Below are 22,465 nucleotides of genomic sequence, written 5' to 3' on the forward strand. Positions count from 1 at the left end.
CGACCGAGCGCGCCCGCGCCCGAACGCCGGACAGGCGAGTCCACGCCGTCGACACGACATCGCGGAAGGAAGCGCTCACGACTCCGGTGTCGTCACTACCGTCCGCTCCGTCGGTGTCGCCGTGGGCGTCACCGTCCGCTCCGTCGTCGCAGGCGACGTTCGCTCTGTCGTCGCCGCCGGCGTCCCGGGGTCCCGACGCGTCGCTCCCCGCGTCACCGTCACTTGCTGGCGAACTGTCGCTCCCACGCCTGGGTCCACTCACTCACGTTGTCTCGGAGTTCGTCGTACGTGAAAGTGACTGCTTCCGGGGGGGCCTGGGCGTACTCCGCGAACTCCTCGGGGAGATCGGCGGTCGTCGTCGCCGGGAAGGCGACGTTCCGCTGGGCGATCTCGCCCTGGACGTCCGGCCGCAGCATAAATTCGAGGAAGTCCCGGGCCAGTTCGGGCCGGTCGGTGCCCTCGAAGACCGACATCCCCTCGGGGTAGGCGTACCCCTCGTCGTTCAGGAACCGGATCCGGTGTTTCGCGAGGTCCTGACCCTCCCGGTTGGCGTACACCTGGTCGGTCGAGTAGGAGACGACCATCGGCGCCTCCTCCTCTAAGAACGCGTTGTACGACGTCGACCAGTCCGAGAGGACGCGGACGTCGTTGGCCTGCAACTCCTCCCAGTAGTCGAGGTAGCCGTCCGGTCCCTTCGCGTCGACCGTGTGCAACAGGAACGACTTGCCCGTCGAACTCCCCGTCGGATTCTGCGTGAGGAGGTCGCCCTCGAACTCGGGTTCCAGCAGTGCGTCGAACGTCTCCGGCGCGACGTAGTCGCCGTCGTCGCCCATCGTCTCGTTGTACACGATGCTGACGTAACTCGTGTCGTAGGGGACGATCCGCCCGTCCGGATCGAAGTTCAGCCCCTCCTTGACGTCGCCCTGCCCGGACACGTCGTCGACCGGGGTGAACAGGCCCTCGTCGAGTCGCTCGTCGATCCGGATGAGCATGTCCACGTTGAGACCGACGTAGACGTCGGCGTCGATGTCGACGCCCTGCAGCGCCCGCTCGATGTAGTAGTTGATCTCGCTGTCCGGCGTCGCGAAGTCGAGCGTCGCGTCGAACTCCGATTCGAACGTCTCCTTGAGCCACGGGCCGGGGCTCGTCGACGGCGCGTCGACGAACGCGCCGTAGGTCGAGACGACGAGTTCGGGCGGTTCCGACGCCGCCGTTCCGGTCGTCGTCCCCGTCGAGTCGCTGTCGGCTTCGGTGGCGGTGTCACCGTTCGACCCGCCACCGCTGTCGCCTCCGCCGTTTCCGCCGACGCAGCCGGCGAGCCCGACGACGCCGCCCGCACCGACCGTCCGCACGAACGTTCTGCGTTTCATTACTAGGTAGTTTCACCGAGTAGTACTTAACGGTGGTGCATCTATCGGCTCCGTCCGGCGATTTCGGCGGACGACCTCGGAGCACCGTTTCTGACGGTCCGGTTTGCTCGGAGCAACGCTCTTGGCGATCCGCCGTGAGTCGCACCCGTGACTCGGACTCGACGATACGCGCTCGGGGCGGTGTTCGTCCTCGTGGGCGCTGCGGCGGCCCTCCTCCTGCAGTCTGTGTTAGGGACCGTGTTCTTCGCCGTCACCGTCGCGTATCTGCTGTGGCCGATTCGACGCGGACTCGTCGCCCGCGGGCTCTCTCACCGGGCCGCGAGCGGCGTCGCGACCCTCGGTGCGTTCCTGATGGCCGTGCTCGTGTTCGTCCCGCTCGCGGTCGTCGTCTACCTCCGTTTCGAGTCGTTCGTGGCGCTGATCGGACTCCTCCCGGCCGAGCTGCACCTCGACGTGTTCGGGTTCCAGTACGCGGTGACGCTCGAGGCGCTCACGTCCGTCGTCGTCGACGTCGTCGAACGGAGCGCCCGCCGCGCCGCCGCCGCAGCACCGGTTCTCGTCCTGAAAGCGACGCTTTTCGTCTTCCTGGTCTACTCGCTCCTCTCTTACGGCGAGGACGCACAGCAGGCGGTGACCGCGCTCGTCCCGCCGGGGTATCACGACGCCGCGGCCGCGCTGAACCGACGCACGCGGGAGACGCTCTTCGCCATCTACGTCCTGCAGGCGGCGACCGCGCTCGGCACCTTCGTCCTCGCCGTGCCGGTGTTCTTCGCTCTCGGATACGACTCGGTCGTGACGCTCGCGACCGTCTCGGCGGTCCTCCAGTTCGTCCCCGTCGTCGGGCCGAGCGTCCTGCTCGCGGGACTCGCGGCGTACCACGTCGCGGTCGGCGAACTGCTCCGCGCGGTGCTGGTCTTCTTCGTCGGCGGTCTCGTCATCGCGCTGCTCCCCGACGTCCTCATCCGGCCGCGACTCGCCCGCGAGACGGCCGACATCCCGGGGAGTCTCTACTTCGTCGGCTTCTTCGGCGGCGTACTCACGCTCGGCCCCATCGGCGTCGTCGCCGGACCGCTCGTCGTCGGCCTGTTCGTCGAGTCGGCGGCGCTCCTCTCTTCGGAGTTGCACCCGGCGGATCGGGGGTCGGCGGCGGGAGGGGTTTCGGAACCGGATGGAAACGACGGCGACGACGCGACCGAGGACGACCACGATACCGTCGACGGCGAGGACACTGGCGATGGCGACGACAGGGAGGACGGCGAGGACACTGGTGACGGCGACGACAGGGAGGACGGCGAAAACACCGACGACCACGATACCGTCGATTCCGATAGGTTCTGACGCCGCTAATACCGGCGATATCGATGGCCGCGGACGTCGCTGACACCGGCGGCGCTGGACCCGATGACGTCCCGACGGAGCCCTCTCGACCCCACCCGGGTCCGTCGCTAATTATCGAATTCGATACTCTCGGCGCCAGGTTTTATATACTGGGATTTCAACGGAGTCCTATGTCAAAAGCAGGTGAATTCTATCGCGGCTCTCTGGATTCCTGGTCCGTCCTCACACGGGAGAACTGGGAAAACGAGGGCGAGTTTCTGATCCGGCTTGCGGACGCGCTCGGCGGTCTCGACGGGACGGACGACGACGTCTCGCTCTACGACCACGTCGAGATCGAGGCGCTGACCCGCGCGCTGCTGCCCGAGAGCGAGTCCCGAGCCGTCTCGGAGGTCCGATTCGAGTATCAGGGCTACGAGATCCGCGTCACGCGGGACGGACTCATCGCTGCGAGTCCGTCCTCCGGCGGGCCTCGACCGGTCCCCGAATAGGCGCGCCGCCTCGAATAGCCCGCATCCCGCCTACACGTAGTCGCTTCCGACGACCTCGCGGATCCGCTCGGCCGTCACCTCGCCGATTCCGCTGACCTCGCGGAGGTCGTCCTCGCGTGCGGTCATCACCTGCTCTACCGTTCCGAACTCCTCCAGCAGGGACTGCGCGGTGACGGGACCGATATCGGCGATGGCGGAGACGACGTACTCCTGCTGTTCGGCCAGCGTCTTCGCGCTCTTCTCTCCGTGCACGCTCACCGTCCGGTCCCGTTCGGTCTGCTCGCGCTCGGCGATGGTGAGCAGCAACGCCGCGGTGTCGTCCTCGTCGCGCGTCTGGAGGACGCTCACGTCGAAATCGACGGCCAGCGACGCGAGCGCGCCGCGGATCGCCCCCGGGTGGACGTTCCGCTCCTCGTAGAGGCCCTCGCCCTCGACGATCAACACCGGACGGGCGTACGCCCGCGAGAGGTCGCCGATCTGCTCGAAGATGGAGCGCTCGTCGCCGAGCAGCGTGTCCAGGAAGTCCGCGACGGACTTCCGCTCGACGGCGACGCGGTCCGAGAGGACGTAGTCGCCGACGGCCAGCGTCTCCAGCCGGGTTCGGACGCCGTCGCGCTTCGAGAGGTCCTTCGCGATGGGCGCGTCGAGCTCCCGCTGGTCGACGACGATCTCGGTCTCCTCCTCGTCGCCCTCGGCGGTCGCGACGACTCCCTCCTCGTCGTCCCTCGGTTCCGAGTCGCCCTCGGCGGTCGAATCGGCGTTCGCCGCCTCCGACTCGCTCGCCTCGGTATTCGTCGCCGCCGACTCGCTCATATCTGCACTCGCCGCCGCCGACTCGCTCTCGCCATCGGTCTCCGTCCCCGACTCGACCTCGCCGTCCCGGGCCCGCTCGATCTCCTCGTCCGTCGGGCCGAAGTCCGTGAGCCCCGCCTGACCGTTCGCTTGCGCCGGCGTCTCGGCGTCGACGGACGCGCTGTCGTGTTCGTCGCCGCCTCCGCTCTGTCCGCCGCGGTCGCTCTCGTCTCCAGGTTCTCCGCTCCGCTCCTCGCCGTCTCCGTCACCCGCGTCTTCGTACGCCTCCAGCGCTTCCTGAGGGGGATTCAGTTCCGACTCGATGTCGCCGGCGACGCTCTTCAGGTCGCGCAGCTCCGATTCCATCTCCTTCTCGCGGCGGCGGGAGATCCAGAAGTACGCCTCGTCGCGGGTGTCCTCGGCGAGGAGGACGACGACGCTGCCCTCCGCCTGCCGGCCGGTCCGCCCCTTCCGCTGGATCGAGCGGATGGCGGTCGGCACGGGCTCGAAGAAGAGCACCAGGTCGACCTCCGGAACGTCCAGTCCCTCCTCGGCGACCGAGGTGGAGACGAGCACCTCGAACTCCCCGCTCCGGAAGTCGTCGAGCGTCTCCTGCTGTTCCTTCTGGGTCATCCCCTCGGAGCTCTCCTTGTCGCCCTGCCCGACGAACCGGCGGACGTCGAACGACGCCGAGAGGAATTCGGTCAACGCCTCGGCGGTGTCGCGCGATTCCGTGAAGACGATGACGCGCTCGCCGCCCTCGATGCCGAGCGTCTGCGCGAGCAGGATCCGCGCGCGGGAGAACTTCGGGTGCGTCCCGTCGTAGCTCTCGGCCAAGCGCATCGCCTCCCTGACTTTCGGCTCGGCGACGAGGCGCTGGCTCGCCTTCGACGCCCCCGAGGACCGCGCGGCGTTGCGCTGGCGTTCGAAATATCTGCGAACCGACTCGACGGACTGCGTCTCGACCAGTTCGACCGCCCGCCGGAGCTTCATCACCTCCGCGTGCGTCGACATCCCCTTGTAGCCCTCCGACTTGTCGGCGTCCATCAGCTCCTGGAGCTTCCCGCGCATCCGGTTGAGCTGTTTCTGGGACACGTCGGGTTGGGTCGTGTTCGTCACGCCCAGCGACTTCAGCTTCTGCAGTCGATCCTTGATCACCTCGTTGAGCGCGTCGCGGATCTGCAGGATCTCGTCGGGCAACTGGATCCGCTCCCACTCGACGGAGGTGTCGTGGGTGTACTCGTCGACGTCTTCGTCCGCCTCCGTCATCACCTCGACCTCGCTGATCCCGAGGTTCTGACACACGTTCAGGATGGCCTCCTTGTCGCCGCCGGGGGAGGCGCTCATCCCGGTCACGAGCGGGTCGACCGCGTCCGCGTGGTACCGCTCGGCGATGTACACGTACGCGTAGTCGCCGCTCGCGCGGTGACACTCGTCGAAGGTGAGGTGTGTGACGTCCGAAAGGGAGATCCGAGAGCCGACGAGGTCGTTCTCGACGACCTGCGGCGTCGCGATCACGACCCGCGCGTCGTCCCAGGCGTCGGCCCTGTCCTCGGGCCGGATCTCGCCCGTGAAGACGACGATCTCCTCGTCGGGGATCTCCAGCGCCTCCCGGTAGAATTCGGCGTGCTGCTGGACGAGCGGCTTCGTCGGCGCGAGAAAGAGCGCCTTCCCGCCCGCCTCGTGCAATCGGTGAGCCGTCACCAGCAGGCTCACGGTCGTCTTCCCCAGCCCCGTGGGGAGACAGACCAGCGTGTGGCCCTCCCGTGCCGTGCTCGCGAGTCGGGTCTGGTAGCGCCGGCGCTCGATGAAGCCCGGACTCAAGAGCGGGTGATCCACGTAGTCGGGATCGTCGGTGGCCGCCATCACGCTGGATTGGGCGTCACCGCTGTTAAGGGTTCGCCGAGGACGGTGAAAGTGAAACCAGGGGGATGGGGCCCGATCTCACCGATTCCTGTCCGCGTCGACGCCGAACTCCGAACCGAACCCGTCGCCACGGTCCTCGCGCCCGTAGGCGTCGGCCGGCGGACCGGCGTCCTCGCGGTCCTCGACGGAGTCCGGCAGCGACGCCCCGATCAGCTCTGCCCACTCCGAGAGGTACTGCCTCTGGTTTCGGTGGCTCATATTCGTCCCTCGGGCGTAAAACTCTCCAGCAACGTATATAACGGTTGTGCTAGTGTGGAGGGGCGGATTCGCCGGCCGTCGGCACCTCGACTCAGACGACCTGCTCGCCGTCGTCGTCGTACAGTTCGATGGCGTCGACGGGACAGGCGCGCGCGGCGAACTCCGCGTCGAGCTCCTCCCCGTCGGGGACGTCGAGTTCGAACACCTCCTCTTCGACTTCCGTCGATCCCTCCAGGTCCGCCTTCCCGGCGTCTATGTTCTTCTGGAAGGCGTCCCACTCGTCGACGCACTGGAACATCCCGATGCAGGTGTCGCGGTCGTAGCGGATCTTCATACCGGCCGTTCGCCGAGGGGACACATATCGGTGGCGGCGTCGCGATGCCGTCGACTCCGGGGCCGACGCGCTCCGACGTCGCCGCTCTCTCCCACCGCCGCGAACGCCGCCGGTCCCGACTCCGACGGTTTAACACCGAGGACGGCGTACCTCGTCTCGATGCAACCGGAGGAGGTGCCCGAACTGCCCGAGGGTGTCGCCGCCCACCTGCGCGGGGAGGGAATCGAGGAGCTCTACCCCCCGCAGGCGGCCGCCGTCGAGGCGGGCGTCACCCGCGGTGAGAGCGTCGTCGCGTCGGTGCCGACCGCCTCGGGGAAGACGCTCGTCGCCGAACTCGCGATGCTGTCGAGCGTCGCTCGGGGCGGGAAGGCGCTCTACATCGTCCCCCTGCGAGCGCTCGCCTCCGAAAAGAAGACCGAGTTCGAGCGCTGGGAGGAGTACGGCTTCGACGTCGGCGTCTCGACCGGCAACTACGAGTCCGACGGCGAGTGGCTGGCCTCCCGCGACATCGTCGTCGCCACCTCCGAGAAGGTCGACTCCCTGGTCCGCAACGGCGCGGCCTGGATCGACGAGCTGACCTGCGTCGTCGCCGACGAGGTCCACCTGGTCGACGACTCCCACCGCGGGCCGACGCTCGAAGTCACGCTCGGGAAGTTGCGGACGCTCAATCCCGGCCTCCAGGTCGTCGCGCTCTCGGCGACCGTGGGCAACGCGGACGTCGTCGCCGAGTGGCTCGACGCCGAACTCGTCGAGTCCGACTGGCGACCGATCGACCTCCGGATGGGCGTCCACTACGGAAACGCGATCTCCTTCGACGACGGCAGCCAACGCGAGGTCCCGGTCGAGTCGGGGGGGCGGCCGACCGCCGCGCTGGTCGACGACGCCCTCGACGGCGACGGCGGGAACACGCTCGACGGTGTCGCGGACGCGGTCCAAGACGACGGTGTCGCGGACGCTGACGAGGACGATGGCGACGCCGACGCGACCGAGGACGACGACACGATCGACGGCGACGGCGGCGGTGACGACAAACCGGACGATCAGGGCTCCTCGCTGGTCTTCGTGAACTCCCGGCGGAACGCCGAGGCGTCGGCGAAGCGGCTCCGCGACGTGACCGAACCGCACCTCACCGACGACGAGCGCGGTCGACTCGCCGAACTGGCCGCGGAGATCAGGGACGTCTCGGACACGGACACCAGCGACACCCTGGCGTCCTGCGTCGCGAAGGGGGCGGCCTTTCACCACGCCGGACTCGCCTCGGAGCACCGCTCGCTCGTCGAGGACGCGTTCCGCGACCGACTCGTCAAGTGTATCTCGGCGACGCCGACGCTGGCCGCCGGGGTCAACACGCCGAGTCGCCGGGTGATCGTCCGCGACTGGCGGCGCTACGACGGCGAGTTCGGCGGGATGAAGCCGCTCGATGTCCTGGAGATCCACCAGATGATGGGGCGGGCCGGTCGCCCCGGACTCGACCCCTACGGCGAGGCGGTCCTGCTCGCGAAGAACTCGGAGACGCGCGACGAACTGTTTGAACGATATATCTGGGCCGACCCCGAGCCCGTCCGCTCGAAACTCGCGGCCGAACCGGCGCTGCGGACGCACGTCCTCGCGACGGTCGCCTCGGGGTTCGCCCACACCCGAGAGGAGCTCCTCGAGTTCCTCGATCGGACGCTGTACGCCACCCAGACCGACGACTCCGGCCGGCTGGAGCGCGTCACCGACGACGTGCTCGCGTACTTGGAGCGCAACGGGTTCCTCGAACGCGAGGACGACTCGCTGACCGCCACGAGCGTCGGCCACACGGTCTCGCGGCTGTATCTGGACCCCATGACGGCCGCCGAGATCATCGACGGACTGGAGTGGGCCGACGCGAACCGCGGCGAGATGGTTCGCGCGCTCTCGGGCGCGGACTCGGCCGACGACGCTTCGGCACGGGCGTCGGATCCCGCTTCGAGTGCCGCCCCGGCGCGAGCGTCCGGCGACGGCGACCCGACGGACGCCGGGTTCCAGCGCGCCAGCGAGTTGGCGGCGGACGAGCGGAGCGAGTCGGACGAGGCCGTCGGCAACGGAACGACCGCGGACGACGATGCGGCAGGCGAGGGTCTCGGCGATCCCACCTACCCGACGGCGCTCGGCCTCTTTCATCTCGTCTCGCGGACGCCGGATATGTACCAGCTCTACCTCAAATCGGGAGACAGAGAGACCTACACCGAAATCTGCTACGAGCGCGAGGCCGAACTGCTCGGCCGGACGCCCTCCGAGTACGAGGACGTCCGCTTCGAGGAGTGGCTCTCGGCGCTGAAGACCGCCCGGCTCCTCGAAGACTGGGCCGACGAGGTCGACGAGGACCGGATCACCGAGCGCTACGGCGTCGGCCCCGGCGACATCCGCGGGAAGGTCGAGACCGCGGAGTGGCTGCTCGGCGCGGCCGAGCGGCTCGCCGGCGAACTCGACCTGCCGGTCGTGCCCGTCCGCGAGGCGAAAAAGCGCGTCGAGTACGGCGTCCGCGACGAACTGCTGACGCTCGCCGGGATCCGCGGCGTCGGTCGCAAGCGCGCGAGACGACTCTACGAGGCCGGCATCGAGACGCGCGCGGACCTCCGGGAGGCGGACAAGTCGGTGGTCCTGCGGGCGCTGCGCGGGCGGCGAAAGACCGCCGAGGGGATCCTCGAAAACGTCGGCCGACAGGACCCGTCGATGGCGGACGTCGCGAAGGCCGATTCCGCGACGACGGACCGACCGGCGGACGAATCGGACACGGGCGACGGGGCGTCGACGTCGGCGTCGACCCGCGCCGGCGAGGACGACCCGGAGGAACAGGCCAGCCTGGGTGATTTCGGATGAGGTCCGGGAGTACGCGGCCGGATCGAGGGGGGTCGCGATGAAACTCGTCGAGGGAACGGTCGACGTCGACGACGTCGACGCGTTCGTCGCCGCGATCGACGAGATCGCCTCCTCGACCGACACGACGATTCAGGCCTTCGACGCGCGGTACGTCGTGAGCGAGCGCCACCTCGAACGCGCCGTCGAACTGGCCGATCGGGCGTTCGAACGGGGCGAGAACGTCGCTCGCGACCGCGCGGTCGAGATCCTCCTGTACGCCGCCGGTCGCCGTCAGATCACGAACGCGCTCGAACTCGGCGTCTCCCCGGGCGCGAACCGCGTCGTGGTCCTCGTCGACGCCGGCGAGGCGGATCCGGGGGACGGTCCGGCCCGGAACGAACGGGCGGCGGCGGAGGCGATCCGCGACCGCGTCCTCGACGACGTCGGGGCGACGCTCGGCGACTACGACCCCGAGCGCGTGCGCGAGTACTTCGACGTCTCGGACGCGGAACTCGACGTCGTCGACGGCGACCTCGAATCGCTGGTGCTCGAACGCGCGGCGTTGCTCGTCGTCGAGAAGTGAATCGCCGAGAAGCGAGTCGTCGCGGTCGTGCCCGTCTCGCAGGGACGACTCCGGCGGCTCGAACGGCCGCATCGAACGACACCATAGCGCCGAACGGCGGTCCGGTAGGGCAGCCATAGTTATTCCCGTTCCTGTCCTTCCTGGCGGTATGGACACACTCCTACCGGCGTTCATCGGCATCCCAGGCGGTCCGGAACTGCTCGTCGTTCTCCTCCTCGTCGTCCTGCTGTTCGGCGCGGACAAACTCCCGAAGCTCGCTCGCTCCTCCGGACAGGCGATGGGCGAATTCAGGCGGGGACGTAACCAGATCGAAGACGAACTCAGAGAGGCCGCCGAGCCGACGCCGGCCCGCGCCGACGCGGAGTCGACCGAACGGATCTGAGCCGACGCGGGGTCGGCCGGCGGGTCTGAGCCGACACGAAGAAGCGGTCGAAAGGCACATTCGATGCCGAACGCGATTTTTCGGACGTGAGTTTCCAAGCGGAGAGCCGTGACCGCCCGTCTGTCGGGGGCTACGCTTCCTCGGCGACCTCTCGCGGTGGCTCGACCTCCGGCGGCGTCGCGGTGTTTCCGATGAGCGTCCGGCGGTCGCGGAGCACGTGGATGGTTCCGGCGATCGTGAACGCCGCGGCGACGAACAGCGCGTAGCCGAACCCGCCCACGTACGAGAACGGGGGGAATCCGAGCGCGGCGACGACGACCAGGGCCGACAGGACGCCCCCTAACACGAGGTAGAACTGACTCCACGGGATGTCCTCTCGCGGCACCACGTCGAGGTAGATGTCGAACGCCCGGACGTGGTCCGTCATCGCGATCGTTCCCCGGTCCTTGTCGTACTCGACGACGCCGAGGCGATCCATCGTCGGGAGGTGCGTCTGGTGGAGCGCGGTGTACACCCGCTTCCGCTGTTTCGGCGTCACCGCTCGTCGCTCGATCCGGTTCTCCCAGGCCGCGATCTGCTCGGAGAGGTCGCGAATCGTCACTGCGTCGTCCACCCGCGCCAGGTAATGGAGGGTGTACCGACGCCGCCGACTGCTCAACGTCTCGAAGATCGTCTCCGTGGACAGTTCGCGGTCGGTCGCGGAGTCCGTACCGTCGGCGTTCTCTCTGCTTTTTGATATCTGTGCCTCACCTTTCATACCATTCTATTGATGGATACGGATATGAATCTGCCTATCACGGAATATGATGGCGTTAACCACGGTTGCTCGTCGAGATAAGCGAACACGGCCCGACAGGCCCTGGCGAAGAAGCGTGTGCGCTGGCCGTCCAATCTTCCCCGTACCGACAGCCTCGCGACGGATATGTCGATCATACCTATAGATTTCGCTGACCTTATCCGAGGGAGAGAGATGAACCGACGAAAACACATACCAATTATGATACGAATCCGCCGCCCGGAGTACACCGGTGACAACCGGTGTCTCCCCTGCACCGCCGTCAACCTCGCTCTCGCGGCGGTGCTCACCGGTGGGGTGGCGCTCGTCTCTCCCCCGGTCGCCGCCGCCGTCGCCGTCGGGTCGCTCGCGAGCATCTACGTTCGCGGCTACCTCGTCCCCGGGACGCCCGAACTCACGAAGCGGTACCTGCCCGAGCGGGTGCTCGCGTGGTTCGGGAAGGGCGCGGCCCCGGTTTCTCCCCCGGAGGCCGACTTCGACGTCGTGTCGTTTCTCGACCGGGCCGGCGTCGTCGTCGACGACGGCGACGACGTCGCGCTCGCGCCGGCGTTCGAACGCCGTTTCGAGGCGGCCGCGTTCGACCTCGACACCGAGACGGCGGTGACTGCGGCCGCGGCCGACCTGCTCGCCGTCGACCCCGACCGCGTGTCGTTCGTCGCCGGCGGTGCGTCCTGGCGCGTCCTGGTCGACGGATCGATCCTCGGACAGTGGGAGTCGCGGGCGGCGTTCGTCGCAGACCTCGCCGCCCACCGCGCGCTCTCGGCGCGGACCGACGAGTGGGCGTCGGTGCCGGACGCCGCCCGCGGCCGGACGCTCGCCGCGGTCCGCGCCTGCCTCGAAACCTGCCCCGTCTGTGCGGGCGGGATCCGGCTCGGGACCGAGACGGTGAGTTCCTGCTGTCGCGAGTACGAGGTCGTCGCGGCCACCTGTGCCGACTGCGACGCTCGGCTCTTCGAGACCGACGCACGGACCGTGGCCGCCGCGGAGTGACGGGCGTCCCGGCTCTCCAACCGTAGCGGATATCGACTTTCTCAGCGGCAAAATCGGATTTTCACCGGCGTTCCCGAGAGGGACCTCGACGTACTTTCGACAGGCCCCGCGGTCGTTCCGACCGGTCTTCCGGCGACTCCGGACGTGTGACCGAGAGGCGGCGTCGTCTCTCGATCGAACGATCGAAGTCCGACTCGCACCGTCGGACCCTCGCTGCCGCTCGACGCCTCGGGACTCTTCCGTTCGAGAACTTGCACGCGGTGTGTCCGCCGGAATCAGAACAGGCGGGCGCAGAACCGCGCGAACCGCCCGCGTGCGCCGAGCCGCGCGGCCGTCAGCTGATAGGCCGCAGAGAGGGCGAAGAACACGAGGAACGCCGTCGACGGGACGAGCGGATCGACGGCGGCGAAGCCGGGGACGGACGCGAGCGACGCGACCGTGGTGAAAAGGCCCACGACGCCGAGCGCGCGGTAGTACTCGCCCCAGGTCACGCCCGCACGCGTCGTGACGTCCATATACCGTCCGAGGTGCCCCGCCTGCGGGCACACCGACACCAGCTTTCGATCGGGATCGTACGTGACGAGCCCGAGTTCGTCCATCTTCGGGAGGTGCGTCTGGTGGAGCGCGTTGTAGACGCTCTCGCGGAGCGCCCGCGGTGCGGGGCTCTGCCCCGATTCGGTCGCCGCGATCCGCTCGGAGAGTTCGCGCAGCGAGAGCGCTTCGGGCTGGTCCCATAACTCGGCGAGGGCCTCCCGCCGGCGCGCGTTACTCAGTACGTGATACACCTCCACCTCCGGAAGTACGGACCGCTGGAACATCGGGTTTTCAGAGGCGATCGCGGAGGATAGCTATGGATCGACTATCCCCTCGGCCCCGATCGGCACGCTCGTCGTACGAAACTGGCTCCGTCCTCTCCGAACCGGTACGCGTGCCGGACTGATTGGTACGCGCGGCGGACTCGATCGGTATGGCTGGCGGACTCATCAAGTATGCGCGGCGGACCCGACCGGTACGCGTTCCCGACTCCCCCGGTACGGCCGTTCTACGCGGCGGTACGGACCCCGTATTCGGCCGACGGATCGCGTAACGTGACCTTGAAAACGGCTGGTTCGAGGCTTGTAGCCGTTGAATCGGCGCATGGGTAATACCCCCCGGGCTGTGGGGTAATTCGTCCCGAAACGACCGGTGCCGATCCACGCTGATCGCGGTCCGACGGGAGGACAAACCGATGACGCAAGACAACCAACCCCAACTGTACAGCCTCTCACGCCGAAAAATGCTCGCCGGTCTCGGTGCCGTCGGCCTCGCCTCCGCGGGCGCCGGTCTCGGTACCTCCGCGTACTTCAGCGACGAGGAGAGCTTCGAGAACAACACGCTGACCGCGGGGACGCTCGACCTGCGTGTCCGCTATGAGGCCTCCTACGACGGCGACGGCGCGGTCGAGAATCTGGCCGACGAAGCGATGGGGACCCAGGACGGCGACCCCGCGGGGATGTTCTACGACCTCGACGACGTGAAGCCGGGCGACTCCGGGCACGTCGAGTTCTGTTTCGACATCGTGGACAACCCCGCCTACGTGTGGGCGTGCGGTGACCTCTCCCAGGACGAGAACGGAATGAACGAGCCCGAGATGGCGGTCGACGACACGCCCGATCTGGGCGAACTCGGCGACAGCATCGATGCACGGCTCGTCTACTGTGACGAGGACGACGGCGAGCTCGTCGAGGGCGAGGAGATCGTCTCCGGCTCGCTCGTCGACGTGATCGCGGCCATCTCCTCGGGTGCGGCGCTCGACGGCGACGGCGTCGCCGGGCTCTCCCCCGGCGAGCAGTCCCCGTACGACGACGTGGTCGTCGGAGACGATGAAGAATACATCACCGGCGCGTGCGTCTGCCTGTTCTGGGAGATCCCCTACGAGGTCGGCAACGAGATCCAGTCGGACTCGCTGACGATGTCCTTCGAGTTCCACGCGCTGCAGGCCCGCCACAACGACGGCACCACGAACCCCTGCGCGCCGTCCATCGTCACCCGGACGGGCGAGGGCTTCGCCAAGCAGCAGGAGTTCGCCACCGAGCAGGAGACCTCCTTCGCCCGCGGCCGATACGGCAACAACGGCCCCTCCGGCTCGTGGGAAGTCGCCGTCGGCCCCGACGTCGGCAGCGCCGACACGGCCAACTACGTCTGGACGCCCGGCGACACGGTCCCGTTCAGCTACGCCTACGACGGCAGCGGGAACGCCTCGTTCACCCTCGACGGCGTGAACGTCGGCAGCGCGATTCCCGCGCCGAGCGGGAAGCTCGCGATCACGACGAAGGCCGACGAGGCCACCGTCAGCGTCGCGAACCTCCAGCTCGACCTCGACGGCGTCCCGGTGACCCTCAGCGGCCCCGACGCGATCTCGGCCAGCAACGACGGCCCCGACCGCGAGGTCACCTACCTCGTCTTCGACACCGACGGCGCGGACGTCGCGAACGCGTTCGCGATCTCCGGCGACGTCACCGTCGACGTCCAGGGCGACTACCCCGGCAGCGAGGAAGGCGTCGCGTTCGACATCAGCGTCGAGTGAGTGTCGCGTTCGACAGCAGCGTCGGGGGTCGCGTTCGGCAGCGGTGTCGAACGAGCGACCTCTGATACTGATTACTCTCACTTGTTACCGCCGAGCGCCACCCTCGTTGCCGGCGCTCGGTGGTACGAGACGAGAGTAATCAGTATGAGACCCTCCGCGACCGGCCTGCGGAGGTGAGATACGACCCGACAACACCAACCCGAAATCACCGATCACACGGACCACAACCAATGACCAACGATCCCAAATCCTACACGCTATCGCGCCGCAAGATGCTCGCCGGAATCGGCGTCGTCGGGCTCGCCTCCGCGGGCACCGGCCTCGGCACGACCGCGTTCTTCTCCGACGAGGAGGAGTTCGTCGACAACTCGCTCGTCGCCGGCGAACTCGACCTGCTCGTCGACTGGCAGCAGACCTACGACTTCGGAGACGGCCACCAGTTCGTCAGCGCCCACCCCGACCACGACGGCGACGGCGAGCAGTCCATCGCGGCCGACAACGACGCCGGGCAGATCCGCTACAGCGACTTCCCGGACGAGGAAGACGAGGACAGCAACGGCGCGAACATCCCGGTGCTGAACTGCGAGAACATTCCGCCGCTCTCCGAGGCGAACTTCGGCGTCGACCCCGTCACCGGCGAGGCGATGGAGACGCTGGTACAGTTCACCGACGTGAAGCCCGGCGACTCCGGCGAGATCACCTTCTCGCTGCACCTCTGTGACAACCCCGGCTACCTCTGGATGCAGGCCGACAACGTCTCCGAGTCCGGCGGCGTCCACGCCGAGCCCGAGATGGCGGTCGACCCCGACAACCTCGGCGACCTCGCCGGCGCGATCCAGGTGACGCTCTGGTACGACGAGGACTGCGACAACGTCTACGACGGCGCCGATCCGGTCGACATCATGCTGACGCTCGACTTCTCGGGGTCGATGCTGTACGACCAGTACGGCGGCGTCGTCAGCGACGACGAGATCACGATCAACGGGACCACCTACGACGAGACGACGAAGATCGACCTCGTCGAACTCGGGACCCGCCAGTTCGTCGACTACCTGCAGTCCCAGAACGCCGACGCCAAGGTCGGCGTCGCGTACTTCGACGGCGAGGGAAGCGACGACACGGAACCCCGGACCGGCGTCCTCCAGGCGATGACGACGGACCTCTCCGTCGTCGACGGCGCGCTGACCGGACTCCGACAGAAGCTCGCGAACGTCGTCAGCGGCGGTCCCGGCTCGACGCCCTTCGACGGCGACGGCGACCCCGACCCGTTCTCGAACGCGAACTCGATCGCGACGGGCACGTACATCGGCGAGGGCGTCGACGACGCTCAGGACGAACTCGCGGCGAACGGGCGCAGCGGCGCGGAAAAGCGCAACATCGTCCTCTCGGACGGCGAGTCGTTCAACGGCGGCGGGAGCACCTCGTTCGCGTCCCCGCAGGACGCCGCGGACGACGCCCGCGCGGCCTCGCCGTCCCCGGAGACGGACGTCTACACCATCTCCGTCGGGAGCGCCAACGACGGCGTGCTCCAGGCGATGGCCGGCCCCGCCGGCGGCGCGGGCGGCGACCCGTCGTTCTTCAACGACGTCGACGATCCGCTCAACGTCCCGAGCGTGTTCGGGAACCTCGCGGCCCAGACGGTCGCCGAGAAGGTCATCATGCAGGACACGCTCGGTAACGTCCTGGCCGCGCTGGCCGACGGCAACGGCGTCCCGCTCGACGGCAACCGCGCGACGATCTACGACGAACTGAACGACGACCCGACCGACCCAGACCGCGAAGCGTTCCGCGGCGACGGCGTGATGCACTGCGTCGCCCTCGCGTGGGAGCTCCCGTTCGAGGTCGGCAACGAGATCCAGGGCGACACGCTCGGCTTCGATCTCGGCTTCTACACCGAGCAGGAGCGCCACAACGACGGCTCGGGTCCCGAACTCGCGGCCTGAACGACGAGCACGACCCACGGCGGCGGTAACGGGGGTTCGACTCCCCCGGTGGGTTCTCTCCCTCCATCGAGGACGGGAGGACAGCGTCCGGTGCGGCCTCACCTCCCGTCGGGGAGCGGCGAGACGGCACCGCTCGCAGACCACCGAACGGAAACCAAGACAATGACACACGACGACGAACTACCGCTGTACAACCTCTCCCGGCGCCGCGTCCTCGCGGGCCTCGGAGCGGTCGGCATCGCCTCCGCCGGGACCGGCCTCGGTACCAGCGCGTTCTTCTCCGACGAGGAGGAGTTCGCGGACAACACGCTGCAGGCCGGGACGCTCGACCTGAAACTCGACTACAAGGCCACGTACCTCGGCGGGCCGGGACGCCTCGACGCCGTCAGGGCGATGGGCTACCCCGACGCCGAGGAGATCCTCGTCGACGAGGAGCCGACGGGTCGGTACCTCCTCGCGCAGGCCCCCTCGCCCGCCGATCTGCAGGAGTGGGAGGATCTCGTCCAGGGCGAGGGGTTCCCATTCTGTAGCTCCGAGGCCGACGAGTACCTCGAGAACGGCGACGGCATCCCGATGTTCACCATCTCGGACGTCAAACCGGGCGACTCCGGCGAGGTGACGGTGAGCATCCACATCTGCGACAACCCCGGTTACCTGCGGATGATCGGTGAGCTCACGGGCAACGAGGAGAACGGCCAGACGGAACCCGAGATCGACGCGGAGGGCGAGGACACCGACGGGAGCGGCGAACTCGCCGACGCCATCGAGGTCTGCGTCTGGTACGACGAGGACTGCGACAACGTCTACGAGCCGACCGGCACCGGCCAGCAGCAGGAACTGGAAGTCGCGCTGGTCTCCGACGTCTCCGGGTCGATGGGCGGCTCGGCGCTCGCGTCGCTGAAGACGGCCGCGACGAGTTTCGTCGACAACCTCTCCTCGCCCGACGAGGCCGCCGCGATCTCGTTCAACACCGGCGCCGCGACGGATCAGGAACTGACGACCGACTACCAGGCCGTCAAGGACGCGATCGACGACTACAGCGCCGGCGGCGGCACGTCCATCGCGGCCGGGATCGACGAGGGCGCGGACGAACTGCTCAACGGGACGAACGCCACGCCCGGCGCGTCGAAAGTGATGATCCTGCTGAGCGACGGCAACTCGAACGCGTCGGCTGCAACGTCGGCGGCCAACGCGGCCAAGACTGCAGGAATCCGGCTCTTCACCGTCGCGCTCGGAAGTGCGAACACGTCGCTCCTCCAGTCGCTCGCGAGTTCGCCGGACGACGCGTTCGTCGCCCCGGACCCGGCCGACCTCGACACGGTGTACGCCGAGATCGCCCAGATTGTCCTCGGCGGCGAACAGAAGATCGCCGAGGGGACGATGGCGGAGGTGTTCGCCCAGCTGTCGGACGGCATCGTCCTCGACGGGGACAGACAGGAAGACGGTCTCCAGCCGTACCCGGGCGCGACGACCCAGTGCATCGGTTTCGAGTGGACCCTCCCCACAGACGTCGGCAACGAGGTCCAGTCCGACTCGATCGGCTTCGACTTCGGCTTCGAGGTCGAGCAGTCGCGACACAACGACGCGCCGTTCGCGACGCCCGAGGCGGAGTAGTCGACGGACACTGCGAACTGACCTCGGTTCCGTGTGGCGCTGCGGTGCCGCGCGGCCGCCAGTTCCGGAAGAGTGCGGGCGGTAACGACGCCGTACGGCGGAGTACGGGCGTCGTATCGGTCGCGAAGCCGCTCCATACCTATCACCGCCAGCGCCGTATCGCCCACAGAACACGGATCGGGTACCGATCCACTCACCGCCCCGGCGTATCCGGGACAACTGACAATGACACTCACACGTCGGGAACTGCTGACGGGAATCGGCGGCGGCGCGCTCGCCGTCGGGGGGCTCTCCCTCCGCCGGGACGCGCCCCGCTTCTCCCAGTACACCTATGCCGCACCGGACGACGACACCGACGACCGACGGCTTCGCATCGCCTGGTACGAAAAATACAACGGCGGCTCCGTCGCGAACCACGCCGGAACGAACGACGGCCTCGAGACGACGCTCGACCCCGACAGCGGGCCCGCGTACGTCGACGAGGCCGCCTTCGTGACCGACGCGACCGGCCCGGTCCTCTCCGTTGGCAACGTGCTCCCGGGAGACGCGGGTACGCTGGTCGTCGGACTCGAGGTCGTCGACGACGGCGGTGCGGAACCCCTCGACGTGTGGTTCCGCGCGTCGCTGACCGACGACGGCGAAAACGGCGTGAACGGCCCCGAACGGGCCGCCGGGGACACCACCGAAAGCGACGGCGAACTCGACGAGGACGCCGTCGTCGAGATGTGGCTCGACGGGTCGCCGTTGGGGAGCTGCAACGGCGTGCGGGAGTTCGACGAGACGCTCGAATCGCCGCTCGTTTCTCCATCTCCCTTCGCCGAGGCGTTCGCACCGACGGCCGATGCCGGCGACGACGAGGGGCTGCTCGCCATCGAGTGTCTCGCTCCGGGCTCGCTGCGGTGCGTCGCGCTCCGCTGGGAACTCCCGGTCGAAACGGGGAACCGATCGCAGGGGGACTCTCTCGGCTTCGACTTCTCCTTCGTCGGCGGCGCCTGCGACGGCGACAGTCCCTTCCTCGTCGGAGGTGCGCAATGATCCTGAGTCGCCGCCGCGTGCTGGCGGCGCTGGCCGCCGCCGGCGGTGCGGGCGCGCTCACGGGGACCGGAACGGCCGCGGTGTTCCGGGACGCCGAGCGGCTCGACGCGTCGGTCACGGCCGGCACCGTCGACCTCGTCGTCGAGTACGAACTGCTGAGCGGCCCCGGCACGGACGGCCCGGCCGGGAGCGGCACCGTCGACGGTCCGCGGGTTCGGCTCCCGGTCGACTCCCTCGGTGCAGACGGCGACGCGGGGAGTATGCTCCTCACGTTCTCTCTCCCGCAGCGGGGCGACGCGGTCAACAACCCCGCGGCGCTGTGGCTCGCGACCGACTGTCCCGTCCCCGCCTCGACGGCGCTGGCCGAAGCCGTCCGGCTGACGCTGTCGTACGCCGACTGCGACTCCGGGGCTCCGGTCGAGGAGATCCTCAGCGGCTCGCTCCGGGCGGTCGCCGACGGCCTCCGCGACGGGTACCGCGTCGACGGCGACCCGACCACCCCGGGGATCGACTGTCTGACCGACGAGGTCTGCCTGCTCGTCGAGTACGAACTCGCCGGCTACGTCGGGAGCGAGACGGTCGACGTCCCGCTGTGGTTCTCGGCGGTCCAGTGTCGACACACGACCCCGGAGAACCCCTTCGCGGGCCGGAACACGGCTCCGTGTCCGCCCGCGGACCCCTGTCCGTGCTGCCGGACGCTCGGCAAACTGGAGTTCGAGGACGGCACGCAGGCCGGTCTCGACGACAGCCACGCCGAACCCGGCACGTACGCGTTCACCGAGGGCGACACCGACTACGGCCTCGAGATCTACGACACGGCGGAGAAAGACGGCGAGCGCGAGACGGTCGGCGTCGCCTTCCGACTGGTGAACCTCGCCGACGGCGACGCCGCGGTCCCCGGCCTCTGTACGGTCGCCGTCAAGGGCGGCCCCGGATTCGAGCAGTACGACCGCGATGACGGCACTGCAGCCGACACTGCGGGGCTCCCCGGAAGCGACGCCGACGGCCTCGTCTACGCGCCCGAGGGGAAGGGAATCAGCCACGTCACCGTCTGCATCTGCACCACCGAGTCGGAATCGGACTGCCCCGGGTGCACCGATCCCTCGCTCACGAACGGCGGGGGCGGTGGGACCGGGGACGGCGGGAACGGAAACGATGGCAACGGTGGAGCCGGAAACGGCGGAAGCGGCGGGACCGGAAACGAAGGCCGCGGCGGGAAACCGGAGACGGATCCGGCCGGAGGTGACCGATGATCCGCATCCCGACGCCGTCGATGCCGAGTGCCGGAAAGCTGCTCGCGACGCTCGTCCTGCTCGCGGCGATCTCGCCGTTCGTCGTCTTCGCGGTCCCGCAGGCCGTCGGGGCCGACGAGGGGTTCGTCGTCCTCTCCGGGAGTATGGAGCCGGCGCTGTCGCCCGGCGACGTCGTGATCGTCGACGCCGCCGCGCCCGTGCGGGTCGGTGACGTCATCACCTACCGGACCGGCGGCGACAGCGTGCCGACGACTCACCGCGTCGTCGGCGAACGCGACGGCGGCTACGAGACCAAGGGCGACGCCAACGAGAACGTCGACGCGGGCCTGGTCGGCCCCGAGGCGATCATCGGGCGGACCGTCCTCGTGATCCCGTTCGTCGGTCACGTGATCCTGTGGGCGAACACGCCCGTCGGATACGTCTCGCTCGTCGTCGGCCCGCTGGTGCTGCTCGGCGTGAGCGAGCTGTTCGCGTGGGCCCGTCGAGAGCCCGGAGTCGACGCGTCCGGGGAGACGAGACACCGGGCGGCCGGATCAGACCCCGAGCGCGATCGGTCTGCGACCGACGCAGCCGGTGCAGACGTCGATACCCCCGCTGCGGGCGTCAGAGCGTCCGGAGCGGATCCGGAGGCACCCGCACCGCAGTCGGCCGGGACCGTCGCGGTCGCCGCGGTCGATCTGAAGCTCACGCTCCTGGCGATGGCGGCGCTGTTCGCCTACGCCGGGTGGAACGTGTACCGCGAGTTCGCCGTCGCGGCGGCTCCGAACCCCGTCTCGGTCGGCGCGCTCACGGGCGGACTGCTCGGCCTGCTGTTCGCCGGATCGGTGACGCTGACCGCGTGGCGGGCGAGCCGGGCGGCCGCCGCGCCCTCTTCGACTCCGGCTCTCACGGACGGGAGCGGGGACGTGGAGGTGCGCGATGAGTAAGACGCTCGCGGTCGCCTGCGCGCTGCTCGTGCTGTTCGCCTCGGCGACGGCGGGGTTCGCGGGCGGACTGTCCGTCGCCCTGCTGTCGGACGAGGAGTCGGTCTCGGTCGGTTTCAGCGCCGACGTTCCGCGCCCCGACGCGGTCGTGCTTGACGACGGCTCGGACGAACCGCTCGGCGTCTCCGCCTTCGGTCTCGCGACCGGCGCGGGACCGACCCCGCTCGGCGCGGGAGCACCGACCGACGACGGTGGTAACGCCACCGATCGAAACGGGACGGTCGGCGGAAACGCGACTGTACTCGGAAACGAGACCGCGATCGGAAACGAGTCGGTCCCGATCGACGGGGGAACCGACGGAAACGACACGGCCGCTGGCGACGGGCCGGTCCCCGAACCTGTCGACGGCAACGGGACGAGTCCCGTGTCCGGCGGAGACGACGGTTCGACCGCCGACGCTGGCCCGCAGGCGAACGACGCGGCTCCGGACGAAGAGACGGCCCCCGACGACGACGCCGCCTCGGCCGAGGAACCGATCGACGGTCCGGCCTCCGAATCGGATGAGTCGGACGACTCCGCCCCCCAGACCGAGACCGACGACGGCGAGACGTCCGACGGCGACAACGCGTCTTCGCCGGACGGTGACAGCGGCTCCGACGGTTCGGAGCCGACGGACGGTTCCGGATCCGAGCGATCCGACGACGGAGCGACGGATCCCGACGGCACAGCGACTGCGACCGAACCGAGCCACGACGGCACCGAACGGTCGTCCGACTCCGATACCGAGTCCGAGTCGGAACCAACTGCCGGTGACGACGAGGAGCCGGAGTCGGTATCCGAGGGCACGGGCGGGGCGGACTCCGGGCGGTCCGCCGACTCCTCCGACGAGTCGGACGGTGACGCCGACGGCGGCGATGCCACCACCGACGACGCGTCGACGGACGGTTCGGATCCGGTCTGATGCCTATGCGGGCCGGACGAATCCCGCTCTTTCTCCCGGGAACCGCCCCCGACGCACCCCGACGGAACGCGCTCGCGGTTCTCGGTTACCTCCTCGGAGTGAGTCTGGTCGCCGAGACCCTCTCTGCGCTCCTGTGACGGTCCGTTCGTC

General features: G+C 68.8%; 20 protein-coding genes. 14 read left to right on the plus strand and 6 right to left on the minus strand.

All coding sequences use genetic code 11. The features are described from left to right. Positions 1-218 precede the first annotated feature (218 nt). Complete coding sequence (locus tag DV707_RS00415) at positions 219-1,370, minus strand: thiamine ABC transporter substrate-binding protein (protein WP_103991134.1); 1,152 nt, start codon at positions 1,368-1,370, stop codon at positions 219-221. A gap of 147 nt (positions 1,371-1,517) precedes the next feature. On the opposite strand from DV707_RS00415, the gene DV707_RS00420 reads away from it, so the two are divergent. Continuing rightward, entirely contained in the window at positions 1,518-2,708 is a 1,191-nt protein-coding gene (locus DV707_RS00420) for an AI-2E family transporter (RefSeq protein ID WP_103991133.1), read from the plus strand. Between the two features lie 170 nt (positions 2,709-2,878). Then, a complete protein-coding gene (locus DV707_RS00425) occupies positions 2,879-3,196 on the plus strand; it encodes a HalOD1 output domain-containing protein (protein ID WP_103991132.1) in 318 nt (105 codons plus the stop codon). A gap of 30 nt (positions 3,197-3,226) precedes the next feature. Here DV707_RS00425 and DV707_RS00430 read toward each other — a convergent pair whose 3' ends face one another. From DV707_RS00430 to DV707_RS00440, 3 genes are all read right to left on the minus strand, one after another. Beyond that, positions 3,227-5,854, minus strand: a complete 2,628-nt coding sequence (locus tag DV707_RS00430) for an ERCC4 domain-containing protein (protein ID WP_103991131.1) — start codon at positions 5,852-5,854, stop codon at positions 3,227-3,229. A 78-nt stretch (positions 5,855-5,932) separates the two neighbouring features. Beyond that, a complete protein-coding gene (locus DV707_RS00435; protein ID WP_103991130.1) occupies positions 5,933-6,112 on the minus strand; it encodes a hypothetical protein in 180 nt (59 codons plus the stop codon). 91 nt (positions 6,113-6,203) lie between these two features. Next, positions 6,204-6,446: a ferredoxin gene (locus tag DV707_RS00440; RefSeq protein WP_103991129.1), complete on the minus strand. Its 243-nt coding sequence runs from the start codon at positions 6,444-6,446 to the stop codon at positions 6,204-6,206. A gap of 159 nt (positions 6,447-6,605) precedes the next feature. Between DV707_RS00440 and DV707_RS00445 the strand changes: the two genes are divergently transcribed. The 3 genes from DV707_RS00445 (at position 6,606) to DV707_RS00455 (ending at position 10,234) form a co-directional block, all read left to right on the plus strand. After that, positions 6,606-9,290 carry a DEAD/DEAH box helicase gene (locus DV707_RS00445; protein ID WP_235010740.1) on the plus strand — a complete coding sequence of 895 codons (2,685 nt, stop codon included), beginning with the start codon at positions 6,606-6,608 and terminating at the stop codon, positions 9,288-9,290. 37 nt (positions 9,291-9,327) lie between these two features. Next, the gene (cgi121, locus tag DV707_RS00450; protein ID WP_103991289.1) at positions 9,328-9,852 is read left to right on the plus strand and encodes a KEOPS complex subunit Cgi121; all 525 of its coding nucleotides are present in this window, start codon (positions 9,328-9,330) and stop codon (positions 9,850-9,852) included. A 148-nt stretch (positions 9,853-10,000) separates the two neighbouring features. Continuing rightward, entirely contained in the window at positions 10,001-10,234 is a 234-nt protein-coding gene (locus DV707_RS00455) for a Sec-independent protein translocase subunit TatA/TatB (RefSeq protein WP_103991128.1), read from the plus strand. A gap of 130 nt (positions 10,235-10,364) precedes the next feature. Here the strand turns inward: DV707_RS00455 and DV707_RS00460 are convergent, their stop codons facing one another. Next, positions 10,365-10,991, minus strand: a complete 627-nt coding sequence (locus DV707_RS00460; protein WP_103991127.1) for a DUF7344 domain-containing protein — start codon at positions 10,989-10,991, stop codon at positions 10,365-10,367. A 240-nt stretch (positions 10,992-11,231) separates the two neighbouring features. On the opposite strand from DV707_RS00460, the gene DV707_RS00465 reads away from it, so the two are divergent. Further along, the gene (locus DV707_RS00465; RefSeq protein ID WP_235010739.1) at positions 11,232-12,020 is read left to right on the plus strand and encodes a hypothetical protein; all 789 of its coding nucleotides are present in this window, start codon (positions 11,232-11,234) and stop codon (positions 12,018-12,020) included. 275 nt (positions 12,021-12,295) lie between these two features. On the opposite strand, the gene DV707_RS00470 is transcribed toward DV707_RS00465, so the two are convergent. After that, a complete protein-coding gene (locus DV707_RS00470) occupies positions 12,296-12,838 on the minus strand; it encodes a DUF7344 domain-containing protein (RefSeq protein ID WP_103991125.1) in 543 nt (180 codons plus the stop codon). A 410-nt stretch (positions 12,839-13,248) separates the two neighbouring features. On the opposite strand from DV707_RS00470, the gene DV707_RS00475 reads away from it, so the two are divergent. From DV707_RS00475 to DV707_RS19150, 8 genes are all read left to right on the plus strand, one after another. Continuing rightward, the gene (locus DV707_RS00475) at positions 13,249-14,586 is read left to right on the plus strand and encodes a choice-of-anchor W domain-containing protein (protein ID WP_103991124.1); all 1,338 of its coding nucleotides are present in this window, start codon (positions 13,249-13,251) and stop codon (positions 14,584-14,586) included. Positions 14,587-14,816: 230 nt separating this feature from the next. Continuing rightward, positions 14,817-16,529: a VWA domain-containing protein gene (locus DV707_RS00480; RefSeq protein WP_103991123.1), complete on the plus strand. Its 1,713-nt coding sequence runs from the start codon at positions 14,817-14,819 to the stop codon at positions 16,527-16,529. A 162-nt stretch (positions 16,530-16,691) separates the two neighbouring features. Then, complete coding sequence (locus DV707_RS00485) at positions 16,692-18,143, plus strand: vWA domain-containing protein (RefSeq protein ID WP_103991122.1); 1,452 nt, start codon at positions 16,692-16,694, stop codon at positions 18,141-18,143. 225 nt (positions 18,144-18,368) lie between these two features. Continuing rightward, positions 18,369-19,178 (plus strand): hypothetical protein, encoded by an 810-nt coding sequence (locus DV707_RS00490; RefSeq protein ID WP_103991121.1) that lies wholly within the window; start codon positions 18,369-18,371, stop codon positions 19,176-19,178. Next, positions 19,175-20,431: a hypothetical protein gene (locus DV707_RS00495; RefSeq protein ID WP_103991120.1), complete on the plus strand. Its 1,257-nt coding sequence runs from the start codon at positions 19,175-19,177 to the stop codon at positions 20,429-20,431. The genes DV707_RS00490 and DV707_RS00495 overlap by 4 nt, the downstream gene beginning before the upstream one ends. Further along, entirely contained in the window at positions 20,428-21,357 is a 930-nt protein-coding gene (locus tag DV707_RS00500; RefSeq protein WP_103991119.1) for a signal peptidase I, read from the plus strand. Before DV707_RS00495 ends, DV707_RS00500 begins: the two co-directional genes overlap by 4 nt. Further along, on the plus strand, positions 21,350-22,315 hold the full coding sequence (locus tag DV707_RS00505) for a hypothetical protein (protein ID WP_103991118.1): 966 nt from the start codon (positions 21,350-21,352) through the stop codon (positions 22,313-22,315). The genes DV707_RS00500 and DV707_RS00505 overlap by 8 nt, the downstream gene beginning before the upstream one ends. Before the next feature lie 5 nt (positions 22,316-22,320). Continuing rightward, positions 22,321-22,452 carry a hypothetical protein gene (locus tag DV707_RS19150; protein WP_268806872.1) on the plus strand — a complete coding sequence of 44 codons (132 nt, stop codon included), beginning with the start codon at positions 22,321-22,323 and terminating at the stop codon, positions 22,450-22,452. The last annotated feature ends 13 nt before the right edge of the window (positions 22,453-22,465 follow it).

Origin of the sequence: Halobellus limi, from assembly GCF_004799685.1 — an archaeon.
Lineage (GTDB): Archaea > Halobacteriota > Halobacteria > Halobacteriales > Haloferacaceae > Haloquadratum > Haloquadratum limi.